Source organism: Flavobacterium hydrophilum (assembly GCF_003202405.1).
Lineage (GTDB): Bacteria > Bacteroidota > Bacteroidia > Flavobacteriales > Flavobacteriaceae > Flavobacterium > Flavobacterium hydrophilum.
In genome coordinates this window covers 418,404-445,063 of record NZ_QJHL01000003.1, presented here as the reverse complement: position 1 = coordinate 445,063, position 26,660 = coordinate 418,404, and the positions used below count along the sequence as shown (strand labels likewise).

Sequence of the window (26,660 nt, the reverse complement as noted above, 5' to 3'; positions counted from 1 at the left end):
ACTTCTTAGAATTTTAGACTTTGGTCCTATTGCCATCCTTAGCGAAGGCGAAGGATTGGAATTTGGAATTTAAAAAAATGGAATTTCTCTATTGATTATCACTTGCAAACCATTCTGCAAATGAAGATTCAGTTTCCTGAAGTTTTAAAGAAAAAAGCGAAATTCCGACAGGTAAACGTGATATGATTCTTTTAGCAAAATCAATTACCATGTTTTCACTGGTTGGCTGATAATCTACTAAAATTACGTGATGTCCACGGTTTTTAAGTTCGTTTGCCAATTCGATATGTGGGGTAGTTTCGTTAAATACAGTTGCATGATCAAACTGATCGACGATTTCTTCTTTTACAATTTTCTTTAGATCCGAAAAATCTATTACCATTCCGAATTTTACATTTGACCGGTCAGTAATTGGCGAACCAATAACCGTTACCGATAATTTGTAACTGTGTCCATGAACGTTTTTGCATTTTCCGTCGTAGCCGTACAAAGCATGTCCGGTTTCGAAACTAAATTGTTTTGTAATTCTGATATTACTCATCGGTTGTTTTTTCTGCAAATTTAGCAAATACAAGCGAGAAATATTCTTTTAATGCAAAAAGGTCTTGATTTACGGCTCTAGCCCTGATGGAAGCGGCATCCTTTTGTGGCAGGGTCTGCCACAAAAGATATAGCGGACAGCAGGAACAGCTCCTGAAAAAACTACTTCTTAAATTGTAATAAAGCCTTTTTTGTAAAATCGGACAAAACCAGTTTACCGGTAATTTTAGCGCGTTCGATTAGTATGGATTCCCATTGTTCTGTACCTTCCCAAATAATTTTCTTCATTTCGAATAAAGCTTCGGGGTTGTATGAACTTAGTTTTTGAGCAAAATTTTCGACTTCGGCATCCAGTAAATCTGCATTGTGAAGTGATGAATAAAGTCCGTTTTGCAAGGCCCAGCTTGCCGATTTCCATTCGTGTGCAGCCAAAGTCATCTGGGTCATTGCCATTTTACCGATTTTACGTGAAACGGCAGGCTCGATCACAAACGGTCCAATGCCAATAGCAAGTTCCGAGAGTTTCACGGCACTTTCAGGTGTTGCCAAAACGTAGTCGCAGGCAGCGATAATACCAACTCCTCCTCCAACAGCTTTTCCCTGAACACGGCCAATAATGAGTTTGGTACAGTTTCGCATCGCATTTAACAAATGAGCAAAACCGGAGAAAAATTCGGTTCCCTGCTCTTCGTTTTGTACGGTCAGAAGCTCATCAAACGAAGCACCGGAACAAAATACTCTTGAGCCTTCGCTTTGCAATACAATTACAGAAATGGTTTCGTTTCTGCTCAGCAAATTAATTTCGGCTGTCAAACGATCCAACAATGCTCGTGGAAAAGAATTGCTGGCCGGATGACCAAATTGTACGTTAGCAACAGTATTTTGAAAAGTAGTCTGCAAAGATCCGCTTTGATTTTCTGAACTCATAAAAATAGATTTAAACGTAAAGTTACGGTTTTGAAAAATATTTTGCCTGAAACTCTCTTAAATTTGTTTTTTGAAAATTAATTGACTTTATTTGCTCTCGCTACGGGGATTAGCTCATTTGGCTAGAGCGTCCCGATGCAATCGGGAAGGTAATGGTTCGATTCTAATAAAACTCCAAATATAAAAAGGGGGGATTAGCTCATTTGGCTAGAGCGCTTGCCTGGCAGGCAAGAGGTGATCGGTTCGAATCCGATATTCTCCACAAAACCCAAACACTGTTTGGGTTTTTTCATTTATATACTTTATGTACTACACTTATATCATCTATTCAAAGACGATTAACAAATACTATATTGGTTCTTGCCAAGATATTGAACAACGTTTACAAGATCATTTGAACAGTAGAAGCAAATACACAAAAATAGCGAAGGACTGGGAATTAAAATATTTTGAAACTTTTTTGACCCGAAGCGAAGCCTGCCAAAGAGAATTACAAATAAAAAAAATAAAAAGCAGAAAATATATAGAAAAACTAATAGAAACAAAAGGCTAGAGCATCCCGATGCATCGGGAAGGTAATCGGTTCGAATCCGATATTCTCCACAAAAAAACCGTATTACTTAATTGTAATACGGTTTTTTGTTATTTAGAATTTTACCAATCTTCTTTGACTCTTTTCTTTAGAGTAAATATTTCCGTTAAAAATGGATTCATAATTTCTGTAATATTATACCATAACAAAGCCTCTCTAACAGTACCGTTTCTTTTTAACCATTCTTTTTCAATTGGGTTATCAATAGGATATATAACTTTTGTTTCTCCTGAGCTTACAACTGCTTTAGGGTCATAAAGCCTGATATTATAAACTGTTGCCCGATATTTTCCTGCTTTACTTTCAATTTTAAAATCGGCGGTGTATTCATTAAGCTTGTTTAAATTTTCAGAACCCTTTTTAATACTTCCCGTCGAATCGGTTTTAAACTCAAGCCTTGGATTATTTTTCAAATCAGAAATACTTACAGAGGTATTATAAACCAATTTCCAGGTGATTAGATTATTTTCTACACTAAAATTTTTATTCTGAGCCATTGCACCACTGCAAAACAAGCAGAAAAGTAAAATTTTTTTCATTCTATTTTTTTATATGTTCATACTATAACTAACCTTGATTTCCTACAAATCAATTATTAAGCCAAATAGTATAAAACCATAAAAAACGGTTCACTATACATCAGTATCTACAGGTCATCGTTCGCCTGCATTATCAAAATCAGGTTCGTCTTCCTCAGATTTTTCAAATTCATTATTTAAAAACTCCGTAAGTTTCTTTTTCTCTTTTTGATTTTTTTTAATCATAAACAAAACCAACACCAGAACCGCTAGAGCAAACGCTCCAATTACTATCCAATTGATTTCCATAACTTTAATTTTAACCTAAAAATAAAGCTTTTAAAATTTCAATACATTATCTAAAGGTTAAGCCTAATCATAATGTTAAACTGCCTTCAGAGCCTTTTATATCCGGACTATTATAATTAAATTGCTGTCAGGGATAAAATTAATTTCTGTTTATTAAATCAATCGTCATGGATTCTGATAAATTTATTTTCTGTCTGGAAGGGGTTTCAGATGTAGAAAACGACACTGCAACAGAGGTAGTTAAAAGCTTAGAAAAATTAGCCTATAATCAGGGCATTTCAAGTATTCACAAAACCTGTGACACCATTGAAGGACTCGAAGAAAGCCTGAATACTTTGCTCTATGACGATCATAATTTTAAAGATTACGAAATTATCTATCTGGTTATGAAGGGTGAAGCAAACAATATTTGCCTGAATAACTACTATTACAGCTTAGAAGAAATTGCCGAAATCTTTGAAGGAAAAATGAAAGGCAAAATTTTGCATTTTGCCAATTCAAAAATACTGGATCTCAACGAAGAGGAAGCGCAATATTTCCTGGACATTACAGGCGCAAGAGCCATTTCGGGTTACGGAACGTTTTCCAACAAATTTACCAGCACAGGATCAGTTGATAAGGCTTTTTTCAAATTATGTCAGAAAGAAGATGACCTCATTGAAATCGTAGAAACACTTTATGAGAAGCATTATGACCTCTGTAAATTACTTGATTTTAGGCTGTATTATTAGTTTTTTAGAAGCAGCTATTTTGTTTTCAATAAGAGGTTTTGTCCTGCTGTTCGCTATATTCCCGATAACAAAAACTACGGCTAAAAAGCCTTGTTTTTCTAAATCGGGAGATGCCGCTTCCATCAGGGCTAAGTTAGAAATTTGAACTTTTTAAGACCTTATTTAATAAAAAAGCCCTCAATTACGAGAGCTTTCAATTATATTTTTATTCTAAATCAAATTATGCCTGATCATCAGTAGCAGCATCCGGAGCATTTGATTTAACAGAGGCAATACCATTATCTCTCGCTGCTGTACTTTCATACATTTCGCTTGCACCTATGTTTTGACCGTTTGATGCTTTTAAATTAAAATAGGGTTTTCCGTTTGAAGATTCTTTTTTATCATACTTAGAATCATCCTGCGAATTCGTTTTTACAGATTCTATTCCGTTTAAACAAGCTGCTTTGCTGGCATAACCTTCACTTGTCAAAATCGTCTGACCGTTGCCGGCTTTTAAATTAAATTGAAATTCGCCGTTGGCTCTCTTTGTAATTACAAATTTTCCCATGCTGATTTGGTTTAAGTTTAGAAATATTTTTATTGTGCTTCTATAAAATTACAAAACTTAGAAATACGATTTTTACGGTTAACCATAAATTATTGAATTTATAAACTACTTCAATAAAAATCCCAATCGAATCGATCCATAAAAATACCCTGTATTTGTATTGGTATCAGGATCTTTTAATTCTCTTCCGCGATACATAAAAGAATACGAGACATTAAAATCATTATGTCGGTATTTAAAACCGGCTTCAGCATTAAAACGCAAAGGTTCCAAATCAAATGTCAACGGACTTGTATCATTAAACATACTTCCCTGAATTGTCGCATCATAAAATTGATAATTAACGCTTGGCATAGCATAAAAGTAAAATTCACGAACATTGTACTGTGGTTCAAAACTTACCGATGCATCATGCAGATTAGAATCGTAAACAGGCAGTAATTTTTTAAAACCAAATCGGGCTAAAATACCTGTAGAAACACCTGTAAAAATGGTTCCCAGATTCGCTTCCGACTGAAAGTGGAAATCTGTAAAATCATGATGTCTCTCCTTAAATAATTTCTTAGAATACAGCACATGTGCCTGCAGGGCCAAAGCATTATGCAACTGGTTATCCCAGCCATAAACTTCTTTATACCCAATAATATGGTGAAAACTTTCCTGCATTTCTTCGCCAAGAGCATTCGGTCCCATATACCCAATCTGAAAATCAGTTTTCAAAACCGATTCGCTTTGGTAAAAAAAACTGCGTCCGGCTTCTGCAAAAAGATATCCTGTAAAAGGGCGGTCGTTGATCGTTACCGCTTCTGCATTAATAAACCTCGGATTGTAAATATATTGTCCGACTCTGAATTCAGTAATTTTTTTATTGATTTTTATGTTCTCATTTTTCGACAAAAAGCGATAAAAAATTTCCAGTCCGTTGGTATAGTACATGTCATTTTTAAATGAAGTGTACAAATCATTATCAGTGATAAAACCTATTTCGGTGGTCTTCCCCTGAGAGAAACCAAAAACAGATGCTAACATGAAAAGCAGAAAAAAAACTTTTTTACTTCCCATCATAATTTATTTTACCAACTGCGCGCATTTCACGAACAATTCTTTCTTTTCTCCTGTTGATATAACTCGAGGATCCCGTTGCCTTAAATTTTCTTGGATTTGGTAAAATGGCTGCAATTCCGGCAGCCTGCATTGGCGTTAAACTCGAAGCATCGCGCCTGTACCAATGCTCAGTTGCTGCATAAGCACCGTAGACGCCATCACCCATTTCGATACTGTTCAGGTAAACTTCCATGATACGCTCTTTACCCCAGATAATTTCAATCAGAACTGTAAAATAAGCTTCAAGACCTTTACGGAAGTAACTTTTTCCCTGCCACAGAAAAACATTTTTAGCTGTTTGCTGCGAAATGGTACTTCCACCACGGATCCTGCGGCCACGTTCATTGCTTTTATATGCCTTTTGAAGCGCTTTAAAATCGAATCCGTTATGATACAAAAAAGTTCCGTCTTCACTAGCAATAACGGCTTTCTGAAGATTCTTCGAAATTTTCTCAATAGGTTCCCAATTATGATCGAAGTACACTTCTTTATCAGACATTTTATTCTCTATTACCCGTATAACCATTAGTGGTGTAAAAAACACAGGAACAAATTTTAAAATTACAACCCATGCAATCGAAATGCCGAAAAACCATAAAGCAGCTTTAATGAAAAACCATTTTATTTTTTGTCCCAAAGAGCGGTTTGATTTCTTAGAAGCAGGTTTAGATTTACCTGCGGTTGTTTTTTTTGGTGTTGGTTTTTTGGCTGCCATTATATTAAATCTGCTAATTCTGTTCCTATTAAACTGCCTATTGCTACTCCCATTCCTCCTAAACGCACTCCACAAAACACGTTATCAGACAGTTGCGACACAACAGGTTTTTTACTGTTTCCGACTCCCATGATGCCACTCCACCGATGGGCTATCTGGAAATCCTGATTTGGTAAAATTACATTTTTCAGCAAATCTTCCAATTTATTTTGCACAATTTTGGTTTGTCCGAATTCAGTAGTATTTTCTGTTTCAAAATCGAGGTTTCTTCCTCCACCAAGAAGAATTCTGTCCCCTATATTTCTGAAATAATAATAACCCCGATCTAAATGAAAAGTTCCCCTAACATCTAAATCCGGAATGGGTTCTGTAATTAAAACCTGAGCTCTCGCAGGCAGTACAGCACCATTTGTCAAGACACTTGCAAAACCGTTTGTTGCAAAAAGTATTTTTTCTGTCTTAAAACTAAAATCATTCAGTACAACTTCAACATGATTTCCTGCATCAGCATAAGAAGTAACAGTTTGCTGGTTCAGAATTAAAATATTGGCCGCAATAGCTTGCTTCAGCAATTCCTGCATCATATTTCCGGTATCGATTTGCGCCTCAAACGGATTAAATATCAAATATTCCTGTATGTTTTGAAACCCAAACCGGTCAACTTCTTTTGTAAAAACATCTGCTTTAAAAAGTGGTTTTAAAACTTCATTTATAAAAGGGATTTTAGAAACGCATTCCGTAAACCCAAAGTCATCCTCTTTCAAAAACAGCTCATATCCTCCATATGGTTTGAAATCTATAGCAGTATCCCCTAACCTTTTTCTAAGTAATTGCAAACCCTGCCAACGCTTTTCTATCAACTCGACAACATCTTCTTCTGTATGTGTTTTTAAGTCTTCCATAATTTCAGACAGGCTTCCAAAACAGGCAAATCCTGCATTTTTGGTGCTTGCTCCTTGTGGCAGCATCCCTTTTTCTAATACCAGAATTTTTGCTGACGGAAATCTTTCGCGTAAGCGCAATGCAGTGTGAAGACCTACGATTCCGCTTCCAACAATGGTATAGTCTACATTTGTAAACCAGTTTTTTAGTTCCCAATAACTTAATTCCATCTCAGACTTTTTTATAAAAATAATGATTTTTTTAAACCATATAAACAATATAAGTCAGTTTGGAATTTAGATTTTAAAAGCTCCTAAATTTTAACAATTATTGAAATTTGAAATTTAACTATCCAGGCTTTAAATGTTGTATTTTTAGCATCACAAAAAATAGAATTTTTATTATGAAAAAAGTATTATTTATAACCTTAATAATGATGAGTTTAAACGCTATCGGACAGAATGTAATGTCGCAGGAATTGCTTTGGAAATTAGGAAGAGTTACGCCACTTGGAATTTCTAAAGATGCTAAAAATGTTGTTTTTAAGGTTTCAACTCCTTCAGTAGAAGAAAACAAATCAAATTCTAAATTTTACATTCTGCCGGTAAACGGAGGAAATGCAACAGAAATTAAAGACACGAAAGAGGTTTTGGCAGACAAAAACATTTCACCTGACGGAAAATATTTGGTGTATAATGAAGAAGTGAAATTAGAGAAAGTCTTAGGAAAAGATTTCTACCCGAATCTTGACAAATCGGATGCCCAAATTTATGATGGCCTGGATTATCGTCATTGGGATACCTGGAACGAAGGGAAATTTAATCATGTTTTTTATAAAGAAAACAAAGACGGTGCAAAAGGAATAGACATTTTAAAAGGTGAAAATTTTGATTCACCTCAAAAACCTTTTGGAGGCGACGAAGATTATATCTGGTCTCCGGACAATAAAAGCATTTTGTATGTATGCAAGAAAAAAGCAGGAACTGCCTATGCAATTTCTACCAATACAAATATTTATGAGTACAATTTAGAAACTCAAAAAACAGTAAACAGAACCGAAGACAATTTGGGTTATGATACCGCTCCTCAATTTTCTCCAACAGGAAATTTATCCTGGCTGCAAATGAAACGCGACGGTTATGAGTCGGATAAAAACGATATTATTGTTGAGTTTAAAGGCATCAAACAAAACCTAACTGCCAATTGGGATGGAACTGTAGATAATTTTATCTGGAGTAAAGATGGTAAAAATGTCTTTTTTGTTGCACCGGTTGATGGAACTAAACAGCTTTTTACTGTCAATTTTCCGGGAGTGACCCGAATTGCAATTACAGTTCGTCAGTTGACAAATGGTGATTTTGACGTAAACGACTTAATTGGTTTCTCCGGTGATGACATTATTGTAACACGTTCTGACATGAATCATGCCTCAGAAATTTATTCGTTTAACCAGAAGAAAAATACCTGGAAACAATTATCAAATATCAATACAGAAACTTACAAAACACTAACGCTTAGCAAAACTGAAAAGCGTTATGTAACTACAACTGATGGCAAAAAAATGCTCGTTTGGGTAATTTTACCTCCCAATTTTGATGCTTCAAAAAAATATCCAACCTTATTGTTTTGTCAGGGCGGTCCACAGGCAGCATTGACACAATCCTATTCTTTCCGTTGGAATTTTTCTTTAATGGCTGCTAAAGGTTATGTTGTTGTTGCACCAAATCGTCGCGGAATGCCGGGTCACGGTGTAGAATGGAACGAGCAGATCAGTAAAGACTGGGGTGGTCAGGTTATGGATGACTATCTTTCTGCGATTGATGATGTATCCAAAGAAAATTACGTTGACAAAAGCCGTTTAGGCTGTGTGGGTGCAAGTTACGGAGGATATTCTGTATTTTATTTAGCAGGAATTCATAAAAACCGTTTTAAAACTTTTATTGCTCACGATGGTGTTTTTAATACACAAAGCATGTTTGGCACAACCGAAGAAGTTTTCTTTAACAACTGGGATTTTGGCGGAGCTTACTGGGAAAAAGACAATGCCGTTGCGCAAAAAGCATATACAACATTTAATCCGGCAACTTTGGTTGGAAACTGGAATAAGCCTATTTTAATTGTTCAGGGCGGAAAAGATTTCCGTGTACCAATTGGACAATCTCAGGAAGCTTTTCAGGCAGCACAATTAAGAGGTATTAAGAGCCGTTTGCTCTATTTCCCGGATGAAAATCATTGGGTTTTAAAACCTCAGAATGCTCAGGTTTGGCAAAACGAATTTTTTAAATGGCTGAAGGAAACACTTTAATAAAAACAGCAAAAATATATTGGCCACAGGTTTATAGCCTGTGGTCTTTCTTTTTTATAGAAAGTTTGGCTTTTTAAAACAGAAAATATTGAATAAATTGCAGTAATCATTTCAAAAAACAAAATTCCTTAATCACAATTTATGCAAAGCAAAAGAAGCTACATGCCCATTAAAGTACTTTTCGGTTACCTTGCGTTGGTCGCATTAGTAGTAGTTGTGGGATGGTTTTTATATTCTGAAAATGTGGTCTACAAAAAATTAGAAGATAAAATCGCTTTTGAAAAAACAAAGATCTTAAGAGTCAGCAAGCTTTTTTCGAATGTATATAAAACCGAAAGTTTAGCCCGAAAAACGATTCAGACTAACTCTGAAACAGATTTTAGAAATTATCTGACTGAAACAGATTCATTAAAATCAAGGATTGATACCCTAAAACAAATTGTTACCACCGAATATCAAAAAGTTTTATTAGACAGTGTTACCTATTTATTATCTGAAAAAACAGATAACATCAGGGAATTAAAAACCATAAAAAACAAAGCCGAAGATGAAGTTTCTGTAAACAGTGCTATTAATGAAATTACCAAAATGGAGTTTAAGCTCAGAAAGCTCGAATTGCAGGACTTCACCAAAAGCCCCAATGATCTGGGAAGTTATCAGCGAAATGTTTTACAAAAATATGTGGATTACCTAAATCAGAATATTCCCGATGACAGTACAAACACCTTAAGCAAACAAGCTTCTGACTCAATCCTGGCCAACTCAAAAAAATTGCTTAGTGATGTAAAATTAAAGGCCGAGAAGAAAAAGGAATCTTTAAATTTTGAAGAAAACAAACTGCTTAAAAATGAAATTGCTATTTCTGAACAGCTTCGAAAAGTACTTCGGATTATCGAGAGGGAAATCATAATCAATTCGATTAAAAATAATTCGCTCAAAGAAAAATCACTTAAAAAAGTAAACGAAATTGTTACTGCTTCTGCAATCATTGGTTTATTGCTGACGGTGCTTTTCTCAATCATCATTGTAAGCGATTATTCAAAATCGCAATTGTATAAAAAACAGCTGGAAATTGCCAATTTCAAAACTAAAAACCTGCTTAGAAGTCGTGAACAACTCATCTCGACAGTAAGTCATGATTTAAAAACACCGCTTAGTACAATTGTTGGTTATGCAGAACTTTTAGGTCATTCTGATGTCAATACCAAGCAATCGTATTTTATTAAAAACATCAAAAATTCATCTGATTATATTACACAGCTGGTTCAGGATTTATTGGATTTTTCGCAAATTGAAGCAGGAAAGATTACCATTGAAAAAGTTCCTTTTTTATTACCCGAAATTATTGATGAAGTTGCCAAAAGCATTCAGACAGTTTACAAGCAAAAAAATATCGACCTGATCATTAATGTTGATGAAAAACTGAATACCAAAATTGTGGGCGATCCGTTTCGTTTGAAACAAATTCTAAGTAATATTATCGGAAATGCTTATAAATTTACAGAAGAAGGATATATTAGAATCAGTGCCTATCTTGCTGAAGAGGATGATTTTTTTCAAATAAAAATAGAAGATTCAGGTATCGGAATTGAAAAAGAAAATCAGAAATTAGTTTTTGAAGAATTTGCCCAGGCTAATGAAAGTATCGAAAAAAAATACGGCGGAACTGGCTTAGGACTATCTATCTGTCAAAAAATTATTTCGATTTTAGGTGGAAAATTAAAGCTTGAAAGTACATTTGGTGAAGGAAGTACATTTAAAATTAAGCTTCCATTATTATTTGACACAAGTAAAGATTTACCTGATTCAGAATCAGAGAAAATTAGCGTGATTTCTAAAAACCTAACCTTTATTGTTGTTGATGATGACACCAATCTTTTGAATTTAACTACTACTGTTTTAAAACAACAACAGCATCAGGTTTTATCTTTTACCCATGCCTCTGAAGCCTTAAAAACAATTCAGAACACTGATTTTGATTTTATTATTACCGATATTCAAATGCCGGAAATTGATGGGTTTTTGTTTATTGAAAAACTAAAGACCGAAACCAGTTCATTTTATAAAAATCAACCTATTGTTGCCATAACAGGACGAACAGATCTGGATTTTTCAGTCTATTCAGATGCCGGTTTTTCAACTGTGATAAAAAAACCGTATTCACCTAAAATCCTGCTTGAAACGATTCAGCGGGTTTTAGATAAGACTATCGTTTCTGATAATAAAATGGTAAAGACCGAAGAAGAAATCTCTTCAAAATCATATTCATTAGAAACACTAAAAGAATTTTTAGGCAATGATACAAAATCATCACAAGAGTTCATCAAATCCTTTATAGATAGCACAAAACTGAACTTAGAAGCTTTGGAAAATGTAGTTAAAGAAAAAAACATATCCGAAATAAACACCATCGCTCATCGGATTGCACCTATGTTCAGGCAGATTCAGGCACATGAAATTGGGGAAATTCTAAACATATTAGAACAAAACACTTTGGACAATTCAGATTTGGAATCTCTTTTTAATAAATTAAAACCCAAAATAGATTTGCTTTTTGATAATTTAAAGAAAGAAAATCTTTAATCAATATTGTATTGCTTCAGTTTGTTATAAAGTGTTTTTCGGGTTATTTTTAACAGCTTTGCCGCTTCAGATTTATTGTTTTGAGTTCTGGATAAGGCATGAATAATCGCTTCTTTTTCATTATCAGATAAAGAAAAACTACCTGAATTACTTTGTTGTTTTTCTGTCTGAAAAAATTCCACTGGTAAAACATCAGTTTCAATAAAATCGCCCTGAGATAAAAGCGTAGCACGTTTAATACAATTTTGAAGTTCCCGTAAATTACCCGGCCAGCTGTATTTTTGAAAAATAGCCACTACTTCCGGCGAAAATCCGATAATGTCTTTGTTTAACTGATGATTTGCTTTCTCTAAAAAATAATCTGCAAAAACCATTAAATCTTCTCCCCTGTCTGTTAATGAAGGCGACTGAATAGAGAATTCATTAATTCGATGGTATAAATCTTCCCGAAAATCACCATTTTTAACTGCTTCCCGTAAATCTTCGTTTGTTGCCGTAATAATTCGGATATCAACATTGATTTCTTTATTGCTTCCAACAGGTTTTATTTTTCGTTCCTGAAGTGCTCTCAACAACTGAATTTGATTTTCATAAGAAAGGTTTCCTATTTCATCCAGAAAAATAGTTCCTCCGTTCGCAGCTTCAAAATAACCAGTTTTATCACTGATCGCTCCCGTAAAAGATCCTTTTAAATGCCCGAAAAATTCACTGGCTGCTAGTTCTTTTGGAATGGCTCCACAGTCGACAGCAATGAAATTATTATTTTTACGATGACTTTGATGATGTATGCTTTTTGCGATGATTTCTTTTCCGGTACCGCTTTCTCCAATAATTAAAACAGACATATCGGTAGGACTTACCAGTTTAATGTGTTCCAATAATTTTTTAGAAGCAACAGAAATTCCTTTGACAAACTCATTATCAGCCGAAATTGGTTTAGCAGGTCTTTTTTCTGGCACTTCCTCTTTTACAAATTGAGGAGTTTGCAAAGTATTTGTAATAACTAATAAAACCTCATCAGGATTAAACGGTTTCGAAATATAATCTGCAGCACCATTTTTTATGGCTTTCACAGCAGTATTTACATCAGAGTAGCCTGTCATGAGCACAACAGGAATTTTCGGATGTAAAGTTTTAATTTCTGTCATTAGAGCAATACCATCAGAATCGGGCAAGCGCAAATCTGTCAAAATCAAATCAAAAGATTCTTTTTTGAAATACAATCGGGCCTCTGCTGCCGAAAAAGCAATAGTTACATCGTATGCTTTCTTTACCAGAAACCTTTCTAATAATTTGCAAAATGAAATATCGTCTTCTATTAATAATATCCTGGGCATCGCTTTTTGGGACTTTTTTGCTAAAATACCACTATTAATACAGTATTTTCACAAAATTATGTAAAAAAAAAGAGACTGCTATAAGCAATCTCTTTTTCACCAAAAACATAAATCTAATTCACCTAATTATATTTTTAACCAGTTCCCATTGGCATCTGAGTAAACAGTAGCCTTTTGGTCTCCAACTGCTATATCTAATTTATATTGGGTTTGATCGTTCACATATGCTTTTTCAAGCACAGCTCCCGGGTAAGCGGCTTCCAATGCAGTTTTTACAGCTGCAGGAACCTGATCGTTACTAATTTCAGTATATTCTGACTGAAAACTAAGGGTAGTTTTTACTGGCTGTACATCATTGACTGTTGATGCATAGATTGACAAACTTCCAAGAATAATTGCTGCGGATAAGATTAACTTTTTCATAATGCTGCTTTTTAAAATTATTTTTTAATAATGTTTCCTGAAGCATCTGTAAATACAGTATACTTTTTGTCTCCACTTGAAATTTCTAATTTATACTCGTTTTTTGCGTTTTTATACGCTTTTTCAAGTTTTGTGTTTGGAAAAGATTTTTCAACTGTGGATTTTACAGCTGCCGGTATTGCATCTGCTGTGACTTCAGTATATTCATCCTGAATAATAACTGAGTTAACCGTCGTTCCTGCAGGGATTGATGCCTGAACAGACAAACCTCCTAAAATAATTACTGCAGATAAGATTAATTTTCTCATAATACTTTTTTTAAATTATTTTTTGATGATGTTTCCTTTTTCATCTGTATAAACAGTAGATTTTTCACCTCTTACTGTTATTTCGATTCTATACTCTTTTTTGTCATTTACAAATGCCTTATCAAGTTTTACACCTGGGTATGCATTATCTAATGATGTTTTAATGGCTGCAGGCACAGCATCAACTTCTTTATATCCGTCCTGAATTATTGATTGGACTGTATTTGTTGAACTCAGTGTAAATGCGTTGACTGACAAACTTCCTAAAACTATTGCTGCTGATAAGATTAGCTTTTTCATAATAAGTTATTTTAAAGTTACTTAAATTATTTTTTAATCCATGTTCCATCTGCATTAGCAAATAGATTGCCTACTTTGTCTCCAACAGCAACATCTAATTTATATTCTGATTTTGCATTTTTATATGCTTTTGAAAGTACCGCATCAGGATATGCTTTTTTAAGAGCATCTGTAATTGCAGCTGGAACTTCTTCTAATTTAACTTCCGTATATTCATCCTGAATAGAAATTGTTTTTATAATACTATTTGAAATTGGAGAAGTTGATGCAAATGAAGTTAGACTTCCCAAAATGATTGCGGCTGATAAAAATAAATTTTTCATAATGTGTATATTTAAATTATTATTTATAGTTGTTTTACACATTAGACTAAGAAATTATTGTGCCGTAACTGAAATCTCACACTTAAAAACACACAAATACCTGTATTTTAGTTACTTAACCAAATATAAGCTTTTTTTTTAAATAAATACATGGTGTGTAATTTTTAAAGGTTGTGTATAAAAAGTATACACAAAAGTGTATCTATAATAAATCTATCTATTACAACATTTTCAAACAATCAAAGTTGTTTCTAAAAAAGATTATAGGATCTGGCAACTTTTGTATGTTTAAATTGTAATACACATGAAGTATTAGATTCGGAAACACCTCTATTTGACATACAAAACTTACTTTACACATCAAATACCTGACAAGCAGAAGTTTATTGAATTCGTTTTAATTGAAAATAAGATGGTATAAATAGAATAATTACACCAAATAACTACTTAAAATCTTTTTTTAACATATTTACCAACAATTCTGTATAATTATCTTCTGTATATAAAAATGTTAAAAATTATATTGTAATTTTGCACCAAATTTTAAAATTGTAATATAAAATGAAAAAAATTATACTATTACTTGTTCTACTTGTAACAGTTGTAACAGTTAATGCTCAAACAAGCACTGGCGAAAGTTTAACTGATGAGAATTTCAACAAATGGTCAATTGAGTTTGGAGCTGGATTTAACAAACCACAAAAACCAATGAAATATTACACATCAATGATAAGCCCGTATGTTGTTGATTTAGGAGTGCGATATATGCTCAATAATAAGTTTGGTTTGAAAGCTGATTTTGGCTATAACAGTTTCCAGGAAGAAAAAAACTCAACTCCTTTTGACACCAAATATTATAGATTTGATGTACAAGGTGTAGCCAATTTAGGCAGAATCATGAATTTTGAAACCTGGACTAAGACAATTGGTTTACTAGGACATACAGGTTTGGGCGCCGCATACTTTGAGGACAAAAACTCTTCAATAGATGACAAGATGATTAATTTTATCATTGGTATAACTGGTCAGGTTAAATTATCTAACAAATTGGTTCTTACTGGAGATTTTTCAACTATCATGAATGCTCTTCAAAGCCACACATATGATGCAGCTGCATTAAATCCAGAAAAAGGTTTCAATGGAGCTTTGTTTAATGGTACTATAGGTTTAACATTATACTTAGGTAAAAGTGAAAAACATGCTGACTGGGTTACCTTTATTGATAAGGAGGTATTAGCTCAAAGAGAAAGAATTGACAACCTTGAAAAAATGTTAATCGATAGTGATAAAGATGGTGTAGCCGATTATTTAGATTTAGAACCTAACACTATTGCCGGACTTATGGTAGATTCTAAAGGACGAGCTGTCGATTTAAACAATAATGGTGTGCCTGATGAATTAGAGGGTTACTTAAAGAAAACTTATGCTAATAAATCTGATGCTCCGATAAGCGATAGTGAATCAATAACAAAATTAGTTAACGGAGGATATGTTGCAGCTTATTTTGATTTCAATAAATCTACACCTACTGATTCTTCTATGGACGGTATTAATTTTGTATTAAACTATTTAAGAAACAATCCTGCAGCTTCAGTTGATATTACCGGTTATGCTGACGAAATTGGTAATGCTTCATATAATGAAAAATTGGCTACTGAAAGAGCTAACAATGTAAAAGATCTTCTTCTTAAAGCTAGAATTGCTCCTGAGAGAATAAACGTTATTACTGGTGGAGTTGATACTTCTGTAGATAAAGATTCTGCTACAGCAAGAAAATTAGTAAGAAGAGTTACTTTCAAAATAAAAAATTAAGACAATAACTTCTTAGTTTTTTTAAGCTAAGCTCATCATAAAAAAAGCGTGAATTAAATCAATTCACGCTTTTTTATTAACCAAAATCATCTTTGACCTAAAAGGTTCAATTTCAAAAATAAATCGTTGTTTGAGGCATTAAAGCTTTAAGCTTATCAACAGTTTCCTTAGTCATTGGATTACCAACCAGAATCAAGGTTTTAAGCTTTTTTAGACGCTGAATGTTCTCCGGCAAGCCTTTTAGTTTATTATTGGCCAGATTTATACTCACAACGTTTTTTAATCTCTCTATCTTTGAAGAAATTTGGGTTAGACAATTATCACTTACATTCAGAAATTCCATATTTTTCGACTGAAATAATGCTTCAGGAATTTTTACAATGCTATTTTTTTGTAACTCTAAATATTTTATTTGTTTTGGTAATTTCATTTCTCCTAAATCATTAATTTGATTAGAGGAAAGATTCAGGTACTTTAAATTTTTTATTTTATTCAGAGATTCCGAAACATAGCTTATCTGATTACTGTGCAGGTTAATCTCTTCTAAAGAAGGAATACTTAATAAAGCATCAGGAAAAACACTTAAATTATTAGACTCAAAATGAACAGCTTTTAAATTTTGAAGTTTTGAAATTTTTGAATTTATAGTTGTTAAATTATTAAGGTTAATCGAAAAAGTTTTTAGCTCTTTTAACTCCCCGATTTCATCCGGAATAAATTTAATACTGTTTTCGTTGGCATTCAAAATTTCAAGTTTACTTAAAGAAAATAATACCTTATCCATTTTTTCTAAATGATTTCCCATTACGTTTAGAAAAAAAAGAGAATCCATTTTCATAAGATCATCAGGAAGATTATACAATCCTTTATTTCTAAAACTCATACTATAAACTGTCTTGTTACTCAGGAGTGCTGTCTCAATATCTGTGTAAGTAGGATATTTAATGGGGTCAATTTGTGCATTCAATCTGCAAATTGAAAAAATAACTGTAATTGATAAAAGTGCTTTTTTCATATATGTAAAAGCTGCCGACATTGAATGCCGGCAGCTAAAATTAAGTTATGTATTTTATTTTTTTAGAAGTTTCACCGTTTTTTGGAAACCATCAGCTTCTATATTTAAAATCAACATATTTGAATATTGAAATTGCGTTGTTAAATCTAATTCGGTAACCGAACCTGTTTCTGAAAAATTCTTTTTGAAAACAATTTGACCTAACATATTGTAAGCCGTAACTTCAAGATTTTTAAGATTGCCTGAATTAATCTGTACAATTCCCGAAGTAGGATTAGGAGTCACCATAATATCACGAATTGCATGATCAATAGTACCCAAAGAACCATCTGTTCCTAAATTTTGCTTAAGCGCTATAACTATTGTAGCTGATTTTCCTTTGTAGTCGATAGTATTTCCTGTCGCATCAACGTCTGTAGAAATACTGGAATCCGGATGTTGAATAGAAAAGAATCCAAATTTATGATCCGGTGTAAAAGTAAGACCGGTAGGTTCTGAGCCTGCTGGCATAGAAGCAAAAAGTTTAACATTTGGATTTGCCTGAGTATGATCTGGACCAACTACCCAAATATAATTTTTTCCTCCATCCTGAAGCACCCAAAGATTCCCTAATTCATCAAAAGTCAGATTATCATTTCCGTCTCCCCAGGTTTCAGTTTTAACTCCTTCTGCTGTAGTAAAAGAATATACGGTTGATAATCCGCCTACAAAAACTTCAACTTCTGAAGCTGTTGTGCCATTATCTTTTAAACGGTATACTTTGTTTAATCCTTTTGCTGTAAAATATACTTTGCCGTCTAACGGGCTTATTTCTACATCTTCTATTCCGTTGAATTTAGTACCTCCTACAGACTCTGCCAAAGAAGTTGTATTGTTTTGGTCAGCTTGCGTTTTATTAGGAACCTGAATCCATGTTGCCGTTGTACCTACAGGATCTCCATTGATTATACCCTGATCCAGTTTTAAAACATATAAATTTCCTGAAGACAAATCATTTGGAGTATCCATTGTATATTTATACACCATATGAGTTCCTCCGTCTTCACCATAATAGGCTATTGTTCCAGCATCATTAACCACTACATTTTCGTGATTCATGATTCCCATTTGCCAAAGCTTACCTTTAGTTCCATTGGTATTTTTAGAACTAACTTCAGCAGTTGCCGGATCAATTTCTACTAACCAGCCATAATCTTTATATCCATCACCATTTATATCATTACCTGTCACAGATTCCTCTGCCGTAACAATTGTTCCCCAAGGTGTAACACCTCCCGAACAGTTTCTGATGGTTTGCACCAAACTAGTTCCTGAAAAATCTACAGCCCTTGATTTTGTTAATCCCCAAAGTTTTGTAGTTGCATTGTAATTAATTTCTGCCATCGTAACTCCACCTGGATTTGTCTCATGGTTTACAGATAAATAACCATCTATACTGCTTGGTACACCACCTGCTTTTTTAGCTACATAACCTGTAAAGTCATTTTGTCCTCCAACAAAACCTCCACCATCAGTATAAGTATCCCCTTCTTTAAGAATCAATTGATATTTATGCTCCGTAGGAATAATTAATTTAGCAGTCTGTACTGTAGGAACAATAGAAGTAAAACAGCTGATATGAGTCCCGCCAGTACAAGCAGCAGCAGGAACTACTACTACCGGAGCAATAGCAGTTTTAAGATAGGCATCAACTCTTAAATCAGAACTGCCTGCACCTCTGTTGTGTAGTTCTATCGAGATTCTATTAACTCCCTGTACAAAATTTGCTTTTGCAATAGAAAAAACATTATAAATACTTTCATTCGCTCCATCTATTGTAGTACTTGAAAGTGTATTATAGTCAATAACACCAGCAGGCATATTATCTCTCACTACCTCAACACCATTCAAAAAAACAATTATTCCGTCATCTCTCATAACCCCAAGTTCCATAGTGGCAGTCAGATCAGACAAATTAACTGTAAAATCTTTAGTAAAATAAGCCGCATTTAAAGGCTTTGTAATTGTAGTGGTAACCGGATCTCCATATCCTAATGGCCCGTTTCCTGTAGCCCAGCCTGAAATATCAAAAGCAGGATCCTTCCATTGATCCACTAATTGTACACCTTTATCATCATAACTCCATGATGAACCTTTATCAAAAACTGTAGTCTGAGCATGAATAACTGAATTCGCTATTAATAAAAGAGCGGCAACTGAAAGTAATTTTTTTTTCACGGTATTCTATGTGTTTTGTTATACAGTACGAAGTTATTTTTCTATGCCGGACTTTATATTAAGCGTAATTTAAATAATGAGATGATAAATTAGCAAATCTTAAATTTAATGTTAATCGATTAAGATTGGGTTAATATTGCGCTTTACTCACATCTGTCAAAGAATTAATAAAGGCAATAAGTTGCTTTATCTCCTTTTGATCAAGATTAAGTTTATCCGGGGACAAGGTTTGATTTTTGATTTCCAAACCCATTCCTTCAGCTCCTCCTTCATTATAAAAGTTTATTACTTCTTCTAAAGTTGAGAATGCACCATTATGAAAATAAGGTTTGGTAAGGGCCGCATTTCGTATTGTCATTGTTTTAAAAGAATTTTCATAGATCCATGATTGTTCTTTTTTTACATTGCTGTCTATCCTTCCTTTATCTGTATCAATTTCTAAAGGAGACATTTGTAACGGATGCTTCGTAACTCCCAAAACCTCTGATTCGTTTTCATTGTAGAATGGAGGAACTAATCCTGAAAAATGCGGAGCAAAATGACAGGTTGCGCAGGCAGCTTTTCCCATAAAAAGATTAAACCCTTTTTTAGCATCTTCCGAAATTTCTTTTTCATTTCTCATAAATTTATCGAAATCGCTATTAAAGGAATATAATGAAGCCACATAAGAACTTAACGCTTTTGAGAAATTTTGTTTGGTGATACCGTTTGTTTTAAAAACTTTTTTAAAGTCCTTTTTATATTCAGGATTTGTTTTTAATTTTTTGATGATACTTTCGTAACTGGTATTAAATTCCTGTTCATTATAAATTACATGCTCTACTTGCTGTTCCAGATAAAAAGCACGCATGTCATAGAAAAATCTTTTAGCGAAAACAGTATTATATAAGGATGGAGAATTTCTTAAAACGGTTTTGCCCTCTACATTACTTAAAGATTTAGACTTTAAATCGGTAAAAGCATTTTCAGGCAGATGACAGGAGGCACAACTCATTTTTGTATTATTGCTTAAACTCTCATCATAGAAAATTTCTTTTCCTAAAGATCTTAATTCAGCATTATCTTCAGACGGCTTTAGAAGCGTATAAAAATAAGGATCCAGGAAATCATCACTAAAAAAGTTTTTATTATTGATGTTCCAGCCTGAAACTTCTTTTAAATCATCAGGACTGCTATCCCAACTTCTTAATTCTTCATACAAAGGCTGAAGGTGATTTTTATAAAATTCTATTCGGTCAAAAGTTTCAAAATTTGTGTTTTCAGAAAGATAATCAATACTGCCTTTCAATAAATTTTCAGCTTTTTGAGTATCAAATTTTTTAAAATAATCATCTTTTCTGATGTAGTTCTGAATTCCCGTCAAAGCATGTATAGATTCTTCGAAAATATTCAGTGACCCTGGCGTATCAAAACCCGTAACTCCCATAGTATAGATTCTGATCAATTCTATGCGTAGCGGCAAGGTTTTATTTTTTTCATTAGACAAACCATTTTTTATTGAACTCAAATAGAAATCATTATAACTGTTATAAAGAAAATCTGTGATTTCAACGATTTTATTTTGCATTTTACCTACCTCATCAGAAAAAATAAGTTCATCTAATACCTGTAATCCTTCCGGCGGCAATGTATTTGAAGCTGTACCTGTTCCTTCAATATGAAACAGAGGCGCTGCATTAAGGTGAGTTTTGGAAAATTCAGGATAATGATAAGCAATATAAAATTCTATTTCCTTGTAAGAATTCCTGGTTTTTTTAAGTGATTCCTGTAAAGTTTCTTTTGAAATTTTATTTTCCCGATACAGACGGGCATCAGATTTTAAACTTTCTAATTCATCCTTAAAACTTTTTAGGCCCTGATTAATTATAGTATTTGTAGAAATATATTCCTTATCTGAAGGATTAAAAGACATTATTGCAAAACCTATAAAAAGAGCAACAACCAGTAAAAAACAAGATTTCATCGATTTTTTAACCTACAAAAGTATTGTCTTTAAGCTGCTCTAATTTTAAATGTAGATTAAATAATCTGCATCTTTTAGTTAAATCAAGACATAAAAAAACCTCATTTTTCAATGAGGTTTAATCTTTATTCTATTGGATTCATTTTAAAAGTATCCATAAATGCAGTAGTATAATCACCTGCAATATATCTTGGATCATCCATTAATTGTCTATGGAAAGGTATTGTAGTTTTTACTCCTTCAATTACGAATTCATCCAAAGCTCTGCGCATTTTGCTTATAGCTTCTTCACGAGATTGTGCAGTAGTAATTAACTTAGCAATCATCGAATCATAATTTGGCGGAATACTGTAACCTGAATAAACGTGTGTATCTAGACGAACTCCGTGACCTCCAGGCATATGAAGCGTAGTAATTTTTCCCGGTGAAGGACGAAAATCATTATAAGGATCTTCAGCATTAATACGGCATTCTATAGCGTGTAATTCCGGTAAATAGTTTTTTCCGGAAATTGGAATTCCGGCAGCAACCATAATTTGCTCACGGATCAAATCATAATCAATAACCTGTTCTGTAATTGGATGCTCTACCTGAATACGGGTATTCATTTCCATGAAGTAGAAGTTTCTGTGTTTATCCACCAAAAATTCTACCGTTCCTGCTCCTTCGTATTTTATGAATTCAGCAGCTTTTACAGCAGCTTCTCCCATTTTTGTACGTAATTCGTCAGTCATAAATGGCGAAGGCGTTTCTTCAGTCAGTTTTTGGTGACGACGCTGTACTGAACAGTCTCTTTCTGAAAGGTGACATGCTTTTCCGTAAGAGTCTCCAACAACCTGAATTTCGATATGACGTGGTTCTTCGATAAGTTTCTCCATGTACATTCCGTCATTTCCAAAAGCAGCAGCAGCTTCCTGACGTGCACTTTCCCAGGCTTTCAACAACTCTTCTTCTTTCCAAACGGCACGCATTCCTTTTCCGCCACCACCAGCAGTTGCTTTAAGCATTACCGGATAACCAAATTCTTTGGCTAGTTTTTGTGTTTGTTCAAAAGATTCTAATAATCCGTCAGAACCCGGTACACATGGAACTCCTGCAGCTTTCATTGTAGCTTTTGCAGAAGCTTTATCTCCCATTCTGTCAATCATTTCAGGAGCTGCACCAATAAATTTGATTCCGTGTTCCTGGCAAATTTTTGAGAATTTGGCATTCTCAGAAAGAAATCCGTAACCCGGGTGAATTGCATCTGCATTGGTAATTTCTGCAGCTGCAATAATATTTGACATTTTTAAATACGATAAGTTACTTGGAGGCGGACCAATACAAACCGCTTCATCAGCAAATTTAACATGTAAACTTTCTGCATCGGCTGTAGAGTAAACCGCTACAGTTTTAATTCCCATCTCTTTACATGTACGAATTACACGAAGTGCAATTTCTCCTCTATTCGCAATTAATATTTTTTTAAACATCTTTTTAAAATTAGATAATTAGATAATTAGATAATTGGATGATTAGATTTTAAGCACTTTCAAAAAAGTCTAAAATCTAACAATCTAACGATCTAAAATTAAGATGGATCAACTAAAAATAAAGGTTGATCAAATTCTACAGGAGACATATCGTCAACAAGAATTTTCACAATTTTACCTGAAACTTCCGATTCGATTTCATTGAATAATTTCATCGCTTCAATTACACAAAGAACATCACCTTTTGCAATAGTAGTTCCTACTTCAGTAAAAACTGGTTTATCCGGAGATGGTTTTCTATAGAATGTTCCGATAATAGGAGATTTTATAGTAATGAATTTAGAATTTTCAGCTGCAGCCGGCGTTTCTGTATTTACATTCACAACAACCGGTGCTGTTTGCTGAGGCGCAACTGCTTGTGGCAACGCTGCCTGAGCAGGTAATTGCTGAACGTAAGTAGCTTCAGTTACATTTGTTTCCAAAGTTGTTCTAATAGTGATCTTTACATCATCCATTTCTAACTTAACCTCTGCAACTCCCGAATTTGCAACAAATTTGATTAGGTTTTGAATTTCTTTTAAATCCATAATGATTCGTTTTTAGTTTTAATTTATTTCTTATCGTAAGCCCATTTCAGGTAAATAGATCCCCAAGTGAATCCACCACCAAATGCAGCAAAAATAACATTATCTCCTTTTTTAAGCTTGTGCTCAAAATCAGCCAATACTAATGGTAATGTTCCTGAAGTTGTATTTCCATATCTTTCGATATTCACAAGTACTTTAGACTCTTCAAGATCTAACCTGCCAGCGGTAGCATCAATAATACGTCTGTTTGCCTGATGTGGTACTAACCAGCTCACATCTTCTTTTGTTAAATTATTTCTTTGCAAAATTAATTCACTTGCATCAGCCATATTGGTAACAGCATATTTAAATACTGTCTTACCATCCTGCATAATATTGTGCTGTCTGTTTTTAATGGTCTCTTCAGTAGCAGGGATTAAAGAACCTCCCGCAGGGATTTTAAGAAAGTCACGGCCTACGCCATCGCTACGTAAATATTCATCCTGCAAACCTAAACCTTCATAGTTTGGTTCGAACAAAACTGCTCCTGCTCCATCACCAAAAATAATACAGGTAGATCTGTCTGTATAATCTACAATTGATGACATTTTATCAGCACCAATCAATAATACTTTTTTGTAACGCCCAGACTGGATATAAGCAGCAGCTGTTGACATTCCGTACAAGAAACTTGAGCATGCAGCCTGCAAATCGTATGCAAATGCATTTATAGCTCCAATTTCCGTTGCAACATAAACCCCTGTTGCAGCCACCATCATGTCCGGTGTCGCCGTTGCCATTATTACCATATCAATCTCTAATGGATCAATATTGCCTTTTGCTATTAAATCCTGTGCAGCTTTTATAGCTAAATAAGATGTTCCTTTATTTTCATCTTTAAGAATTCTTCTTTCTTTAATTCCGGTACGAGTGGTAATCCATTCGTCATTGGTATCAACCATTGTTTCTAATACTTTGTTCGAAAGTACAAAGTCAGGAACGTATCCTCCGACAGCGGTAATTGCGGCTGTGATTGTATTCATTATATTCTATTATTTCCTTTCAAATACTGCTATTTGAAAAATTTTTAAAAGACTTGAAAATTACAAAAAAAAACGAAGCGAATTTGTCTATATTTTCCTAAAAAACAAAAATTATAACCAACAAAAAAAACTCTCACTATGTGAGAGTTCCAGTATAATTTACAAAAACGTATTAAGCAACCGCTTCAGATTTATCGATAACAACTTGCCCTCTGTAATACATTTTACCTTCATGCCAGTAAGCTCTGTGGTATAAATGTGCTTCTCCAGTAATAGGACATGTAGCGATTTGAGCTACAGTAGCTTTATAATGTGTTCTTCTCTTATCTCTTCTTGTTTTCGAGATTTTTCTCTTAGGATGTGCCATTTTACTATATTATTTATCCGTTAATAGTTTTTTTAATTTGTCCCAACGCGGGTCAATATCTTCTTCTTGTTTACTCTCTTCTTTTGTTTCTTTAACCTTTAATTCATTTAGCTTTGCGAGGGCTTCAGTTTGCAAACTTCCGTCTTTCACACCTGGATGAACTCGTTTTAGCGGAATAGACAGTGCAATCATTTCATAAATATATTGCGCAACATCTATTTCAAATTCACCGTGAGGCACAATCAGCAGCTCTTCGTTATCATTATTGAATTCATCTCCAAAACGAACGATAAGCTTCATCTTTCCTTTTACAGGTAAATCAAAATCTTCACTGGTTAAATCACAAGGCACATTTACAGTTCCTTTATGTTTAAAATCCAGTTCCAGCATATTAGCTTTTTTATCTAAAACTAAACTTACTTTGATATCTGAACTTTGAAATTCATCATAATCAAAGTCCTCAAAGAACTTCTTACTTATTTGATACTCAAAATGGTGTTTTCCCAGCTTTAATCCCACGAAAGGAATTAAAAATTCTTTTGATTTGCTCATTTCAACATCAATTTTTACAATTAGGTTCTAAAACTCAGATACCTGAATTGGGGTGCAAAGATATAAAATTATTATAAAACTAATAATCTTATTCACCTTTTTTTGTTTATAACTGTTTTTCTTTTATTTTAAGAGGTTTTGCACTAATCTCTTCATATAGATTACGCGAACGAAAAATATCAATTGCCAGATACACAGCCTCTTTAAATGAATTATAATCTGCCATGTCTTTACCCGCTATATCATAAGCTGTACCGTGATCAGGCGAGGTTCTCACCCTATTCAAACCTGCACTATAATTCACCCCTTTTCCAAATGATAACGTTTTAAACGGAATCAATCCCTGATCATGATATGTCGCCACTACAGCATCATATTTTTCATACTGACCGCTTCCAAAAAAACCATCTGCAGGAAAAGGACCAAAAACCATAGTTCCGGCATCAAATATTTTCTTTAAAGCAGGCTTTAACACTAAATCATCCTCTTTCCCTATAACGCCTCCATCGCCGGCATGCGGATTTAAACTTAATACAGCAATTTTAGGCTTTACAATACTAAAATCCTGAATTAGCGATTTTTTAATCGTTTCAATTTTTCTTGTAATTAATTCTTCAGTCAAATGAGAAGAGACCTCATTTAAAGGAACATGATCTGTCAGCAAGCCAACCCTTAAGTCATCATGAACCATCATCATTAATGCATTCCCTTCTAATTCCTGATCCAGATAATCTGTATGACCCGGAAATTTAAAATCTTCTGACTGAATATTATATTTATTTATAGGAGCCGTCACCAAAACATCAATCTCACCATCTTTCAAGGCTTTTGTAGCTGCTACAAATGATTTTATAGCATACTCCCCTATTTTCTCATTGTTTGTACCTAAATTTACATCAACACTTTCCCTCCAAAGATTTAAAACATTTAGTTTACCAGGCACAACCTGATCTAACTTGTCAACTCCATGAAACTGAACTGTTGACGTAAAGCTTTTTTTAACGAAAGAGAGTATTTTGGCATTTGCAAAAATAACAGGCGTACACAATTCCAACATTCGGGAATCTTCGAATGTTTTTAATATAACTTCGCTTCCAATACCGTTTAAATCTCCAATCGAAATCCCAACAATTATATTTTCTGCTTTTTTATTCATGAGCTCCAATTATTTATTACTAATTTTGATGTGCAAATTTAGTAAATAAA

The 26,660-nt window shown here is 33.8% G+C and carries 27 protein-coding genes and 2 tRNA genes; 7 read left to right on the top strand and 22 right to left on the bottom strand.

Annotated features, from left to right (window positions below):
- Positions 1 to 88 precede the first annotated feature (88 nt).
- Entirely contained in the window at positions 89 to 541 is a 453-nt protein-coding gene (locus DMB68_RS15000) for a 6-pyruvoyl trahydropterin synthase family protein (RefSeq protein WP_110347475.1), read from the bottom strand.
- A gap of 161 nt (positions 542 to 702) precedes the next feature.
- Entirely contained in the window at positions 703 to 1,467 is a 765-nt protein-coding gene (locus DMB68_RS14995) for an enoyl-CoA hydratase/isomerase family protein (protein WP_110347474.1), read from the bottom strand.
- A gap of 104 nt (positions 1,468 to 1,571) precedes the next feature.
- On the opposite strand from DMB68_RS14995, the gene DMB68_RS14990 reads away from it, so the two are divergent.
- From DMB68_RS14990 to DMB68_RS14980, 3 genes are all read left to right on the top strand, one after another.
- Positions 1,572 to 1,644 (top strand) — tRNA-Cys (locus DMB68_RS14990).
- A gap of 11 nt (positions 1,645 to 1,655) precedes the next feature.
- A tRNA-Ala gene (locus DMB68_RS14985) sits at positions 1,656 to 1,729 on the top strand.
- A gap of 42 nt (positions 1,730 to 1,771) precedes the next feature.
- On the top strand, positions 1,772 to 2,020 hold the full coding sequence (locus tag DMB68_RS14980; protein WP_110347473.1) for a GIY-YIG nuclease family protein: 249 nt from the start codon (positions 1,772 to 1,774) through the stop codon (positions 2,018 to 2,020).
- 101 nt (positions 2,021 to 2,121) lie between these two features.
- On the opposite strand, the gene DMB68_RS14975 is transcribed toward DMB68_RS14980, so the two are convergent.
- Together DMB68_RS14975 and DMB68_RS23395 are read right to left on the bottom strand one after the other, a co-directional pair.
- Positions 2,122 to 2,598 (bottom strand): hypothetical protein, encoded by a 477-nt coding sequence (locus DMB68_RS14975; RefSeq protein ID WP_124019440.1) that lies wholly within the window; start codon positions 2,596 to 2,598, stop codon positions 2,122 to 2,124.
- Positions 2,599 to 2,712: 114 nt separating this feature from the next.
- A complete protein-coding gene (locus DMB68_RS23395) occupies positions 2,713 to 2,886 on the bottom strand; it encodes a hypothetical protein (RefSeq protein WP_165830148.1) in 174 nt (57 codons plus the stop codon).
- Between the two features lie 167 nt (positions 2,887 to 3,053).
- On the opposite strand from DMB68_RS23395, the gene DMB68_RS14970 reads away from it, so the two are divergent.
- The gene (locus tag DMB68_RS14970; RefSeq protein ID WP_110347471.1) at positions 3,054 to 3,617 is read left to right on the top strand and encodes a DUF6642 family protein; all 564 of its coding nucleotides are present in this window, start codon (positions 3,054 to 3,056) and stop codon (positions 3,615 to 3,617) included.
- Positions 3,618 to 3,837: 220 nt separating this feature from the next.
- On the opposite strand, the gene DMB68_RS14965 is transcribed toward DMB68_RS14970, so the two are convergent.
- From DMB68_RS14965 to DMB68_RS14950, 4 genes are all read right to left on the bottom strand, one after another.
- Complete coding sequence (locus tag DMB68_RS14965; protein ID WP_110347470.1) at positions 3,838 to 4,167, bottom strand: YegP family protein; 330 nt, start codon at positions 4,165 to 4,167, stop codon at positions 3,838 to 3,840.
- Positions 4,168 to 4,272: 105 nt separating this feature from the next.
- Positions 4,273 to 5,229, bottom strand: a complete 957-nt coding sequence (locus DMB68_RS14960) for a lipid A deacylase LpxR family protein (RefSeq protein ID WP_110347469.1) — start codon at positions 5,227 to 5,229, stop codon at positions 4,273 to 4,275.
- The gene (gene mtgA, locus DMB68_RS14955; protein WP_110347468.1) at positions 5,219 to 5,986 is read right to left on the bottom strand and encodes a monofunctional biosynthetic peptidoglycan transglycosylase; all 768 of its coding nucleotides are present in this window, start codon (positions 5,984 to 5,986) and stop codon (positions 5,219 to 5,221) included. The genes DMB68_RS14960 and mtgA overlap by 11 nt, the downstream gene beginning before the upstream one ends.
- Entirely contained in the window at positions 5,986 to 7,098 is a 1,113-nt protein-coding gene (locus DMB68_RS14950; protein WP_110347467.1) for an NAD(P)/FAD-dependent oxidoreductase, read from the bottom strand. The genes mtgA and DMB68_RS14950 overlap by 1 nt, the downstream gene beginning before the upstream one ends.
- Before the next feature lie 173 nt (positions 7,099 to 7,271).
- Between DMB68_RS14950 and DMB68_RS14945 the strand changes: the two genes are divergently transcribed.
- Entirely contained in the window at positions 7,272 to 9,173 is a 1,902-nt protein-coding gene (locus DMB68_RS14945; RefSeq protein WP_110347466.1) for a S9 family peptidase, read from the top strand.
- Positions 9,174 to 9,314: 141 nt separating this feature from the next.
- Positions 9,315 to 11,756: a hybrid sensor histidine kinase/response regulator gene (locus DMB68_RS14940; RefSeq protein ID WP_110347465.1), complete on the top strand. Its 2,442-nt coding sequence runs from the start codon at positions 9,315 to 9,317 to the stop codon at positions 11,754 to 11,756.
- On the opposite strand, the gene DMB68_RS14935 is transcribed toward DMB68_RS14940, so the two are convergent.
- The 5 genes from DMB68_RS14935 to DMB68_RS14915 all read right to left on the bottom strand — a co-directional run bounded on the left by DMB68_RS14935 (position 11,753) and on the right by DMB68_RS14915 (position 14,447).
- Positions 11,753 to 13,093, bottom strand: coding sequence for a sigma-54-dependent transcriptional regulator (locus tag DMB68_RS14935; RefSeq protein WP_110347464.1), 1,341 nt, complete (start codon positions 13,091 to 13,093; stop codon positions 11,753 to 11,755). The genes DMB68_RS14940 and DMB68_RS14935 overlap by 4 nt on opposite strands.
- A gap of 126 nt (positions 13,094 to 13,219) precedes the next feature.
- Complete coding sequence (locus DMB68_RS14930) at positions 13,220 to 13,516, bottom strand: hypothetical protein (RefSeq protein WP_110347463.1); 297 nt, start codon at positions 13,514 to 13,516, stop codon at positions 13,220 to 13,222.
- Positions 13,517 to 13,533: 17 nt separating this feature from the next.
- Entirely contained in the window at positions 13,534 to 13,824 is a 291-nt protein-coding gene (locus DMB68_RS14925; protein ID WP_110347462.1) for a PepSY-like domain-containing protein, read from the bottom strand.
- A 15-nt stretch (positions 13,825 to 13,839) separates the two neighbouring features.
- Entirely contained in the window at positions 13,840 to 14,124 is a 285-nt protein-coding gene (locus DMB68_RS14920) for a hypothetical protein (RefSeq protein WP_110347461.1), read from the bottom strand.
- A gap of 26 nt (positions 14,125 to 14,150) precedes the next feature.
- Positions 14,151 to 14,447: a hypothetical protein gene (locus DMB68_RS14915; RefSeq protein ID WP_110347460.1), complete on the bottom strand. Its 297-nt coding sequence runs from the start codon at positions 14,445 to 14,447 to the stop codon at positions 14,151 to 14,153.
- 561 nt (positions 14,448 to 15,008) lie between these two features.
- Here DMB68_RS14915 and DMB68_RS14910 point away from each other — a divergent pair.
- On the top strand, positions 15,009 to 16,259 hold the full coding sequence (locus DMB68_RS14910) for an OmpA family protein (RefSeq protein ID WP_110347459.1): 1,251 nt from the start codon (positions 15,009 to 15,011) through the stop codon (positions 16,257 to 16,259).
- A gap of 112 nt (positions 16,260 to 16,371) precedes the next feature.
- On the opposite strand, the gene DMB68_RS14905 is transcribed toward DMB68_RS14910, so the two are convergent.
- The 9 genes from DMB68_RS14905 to pdxA all read right to left on the bottom strand — a co-directional run bounded on the left by DMB68_RS14905 (position 16,372) and on the right by pdxA (position 26,610).
- Positions 16,372 to 17,274: a leucine-rich repeat domain-containing protein gene (locus DMB68_RS14905; protein WP_110347594.1), complete on the bottom strand. Its 903-nt coding sequence runs from the start codon at positions 17,272 to 17,274 to the stop codon at positions 16,372 to 16,374.
- Between the two features lie 54 nt (positions 17,275 to 17,328).
- Entirely contained in the window at positions 17,329 to 19,491 is a 2,163-nt protein-coding gene (locus DMB68_RS14900; RefSeq protein WP_110347458.1) for an alkaline phosphatase PhoX, read from the bottom strand.
- Positions 19,492 to 19,621: 130 nt separating this feature from the next.
- Positions 19,622 to 21,454 carry a cytochrome-c peroxidase gene (locus DMB68_RS14895; RefSeq protein ID WP_110347457.1) on the bottom strand — a complete coding sequence of 611 codons (1,833 nt, stop codon included), beginning with the start codon at positions 21,452 to 21,454 and terminating at the stop codon, positions 19,622 to 19,624.
- 125 nt (positions 21,455 to 21,579) lie between these two features.
- Positions 21,580 to 22,926, bottom strand: coding sequence for an acetyl-CoA carboxylase biotin carboxylase subunit (accC, locus tag DMB68_RS14890; RefSeq protein WP_110347456.1), 1,347 nt, complete (start codon positions 22,924 to 22,926; stop codon positions 21,580 to 21,582).
- Between the two features lie 98 nt (positions 22,927 to 23,024).
- The gene (gene accB, locus DMB68_RS14885; RefSeq protein ID WP_110347455.1) at positions 23,025 to 23,513 is read right to left on the bottom strand and encodes an acetyl-CoA carboxylase biotin carboxyl carrier protein; all 489 of its coding nucleotides are present in this window, start codon (positions 23,511 to 23,513) and stop codon (positions 23,025 to 23,027) included.
- 23 nt (positions 23,514 to 23,536) lie between these two features.
- Positions 23,537 to 24,535, bottom strand: coding sequence for a beta-ketoacyl-ACP synthase III (locus tag DMB68_RS14880; protein ID WP_110347454.1), 999 nt, complete (start codon positions 24,533 to 24,535; stop codon positions 23,537 to 23,539).
- A 172-nt stretch (positions 24,536 to 24,707) separates the two neighbouring features.
- Positions 24,708 to 24,902 (bottom strand): 50S ribosomal protein L32, encoded by a 195-nt coding sequence (gene rpmF / locus DMB68_RS14875; protein WP_031455170.1) that lies wholly within the window; start codon positions 24,900 to 24,902, stop codon positions 24,708 to 24,710.
- A gap of 9 nt (positions 24,903 to 24,911) precedes the next feature.
- Positions 24,912 to 25,454 (bottom strand): YceD family protein, encoded by a 543-nt coding sequence (locus DMB68_RS14870; protein WP_110347453.1) that lies wholly within the window; start codon positions 25,452 to 25,454, stop codon positions 24,912 to 24,914.
- A 106-nt stretch (positions 25,455 to 25,560) separates the two neighbouring features.
- Entirely contained in the window at positions 25,561 to 26,610 is a 1,050-nt protein-coding gene (gene pdxA, locus DMB68_RS14865) for a 4-hydroxythreonine-4-phosphate dehydrogenase PdxA (protein ID WP_110347452.1), read from the bottom strand.
- Positions 26,611 to 26,660: the final 50 nt, after the last annotated feature.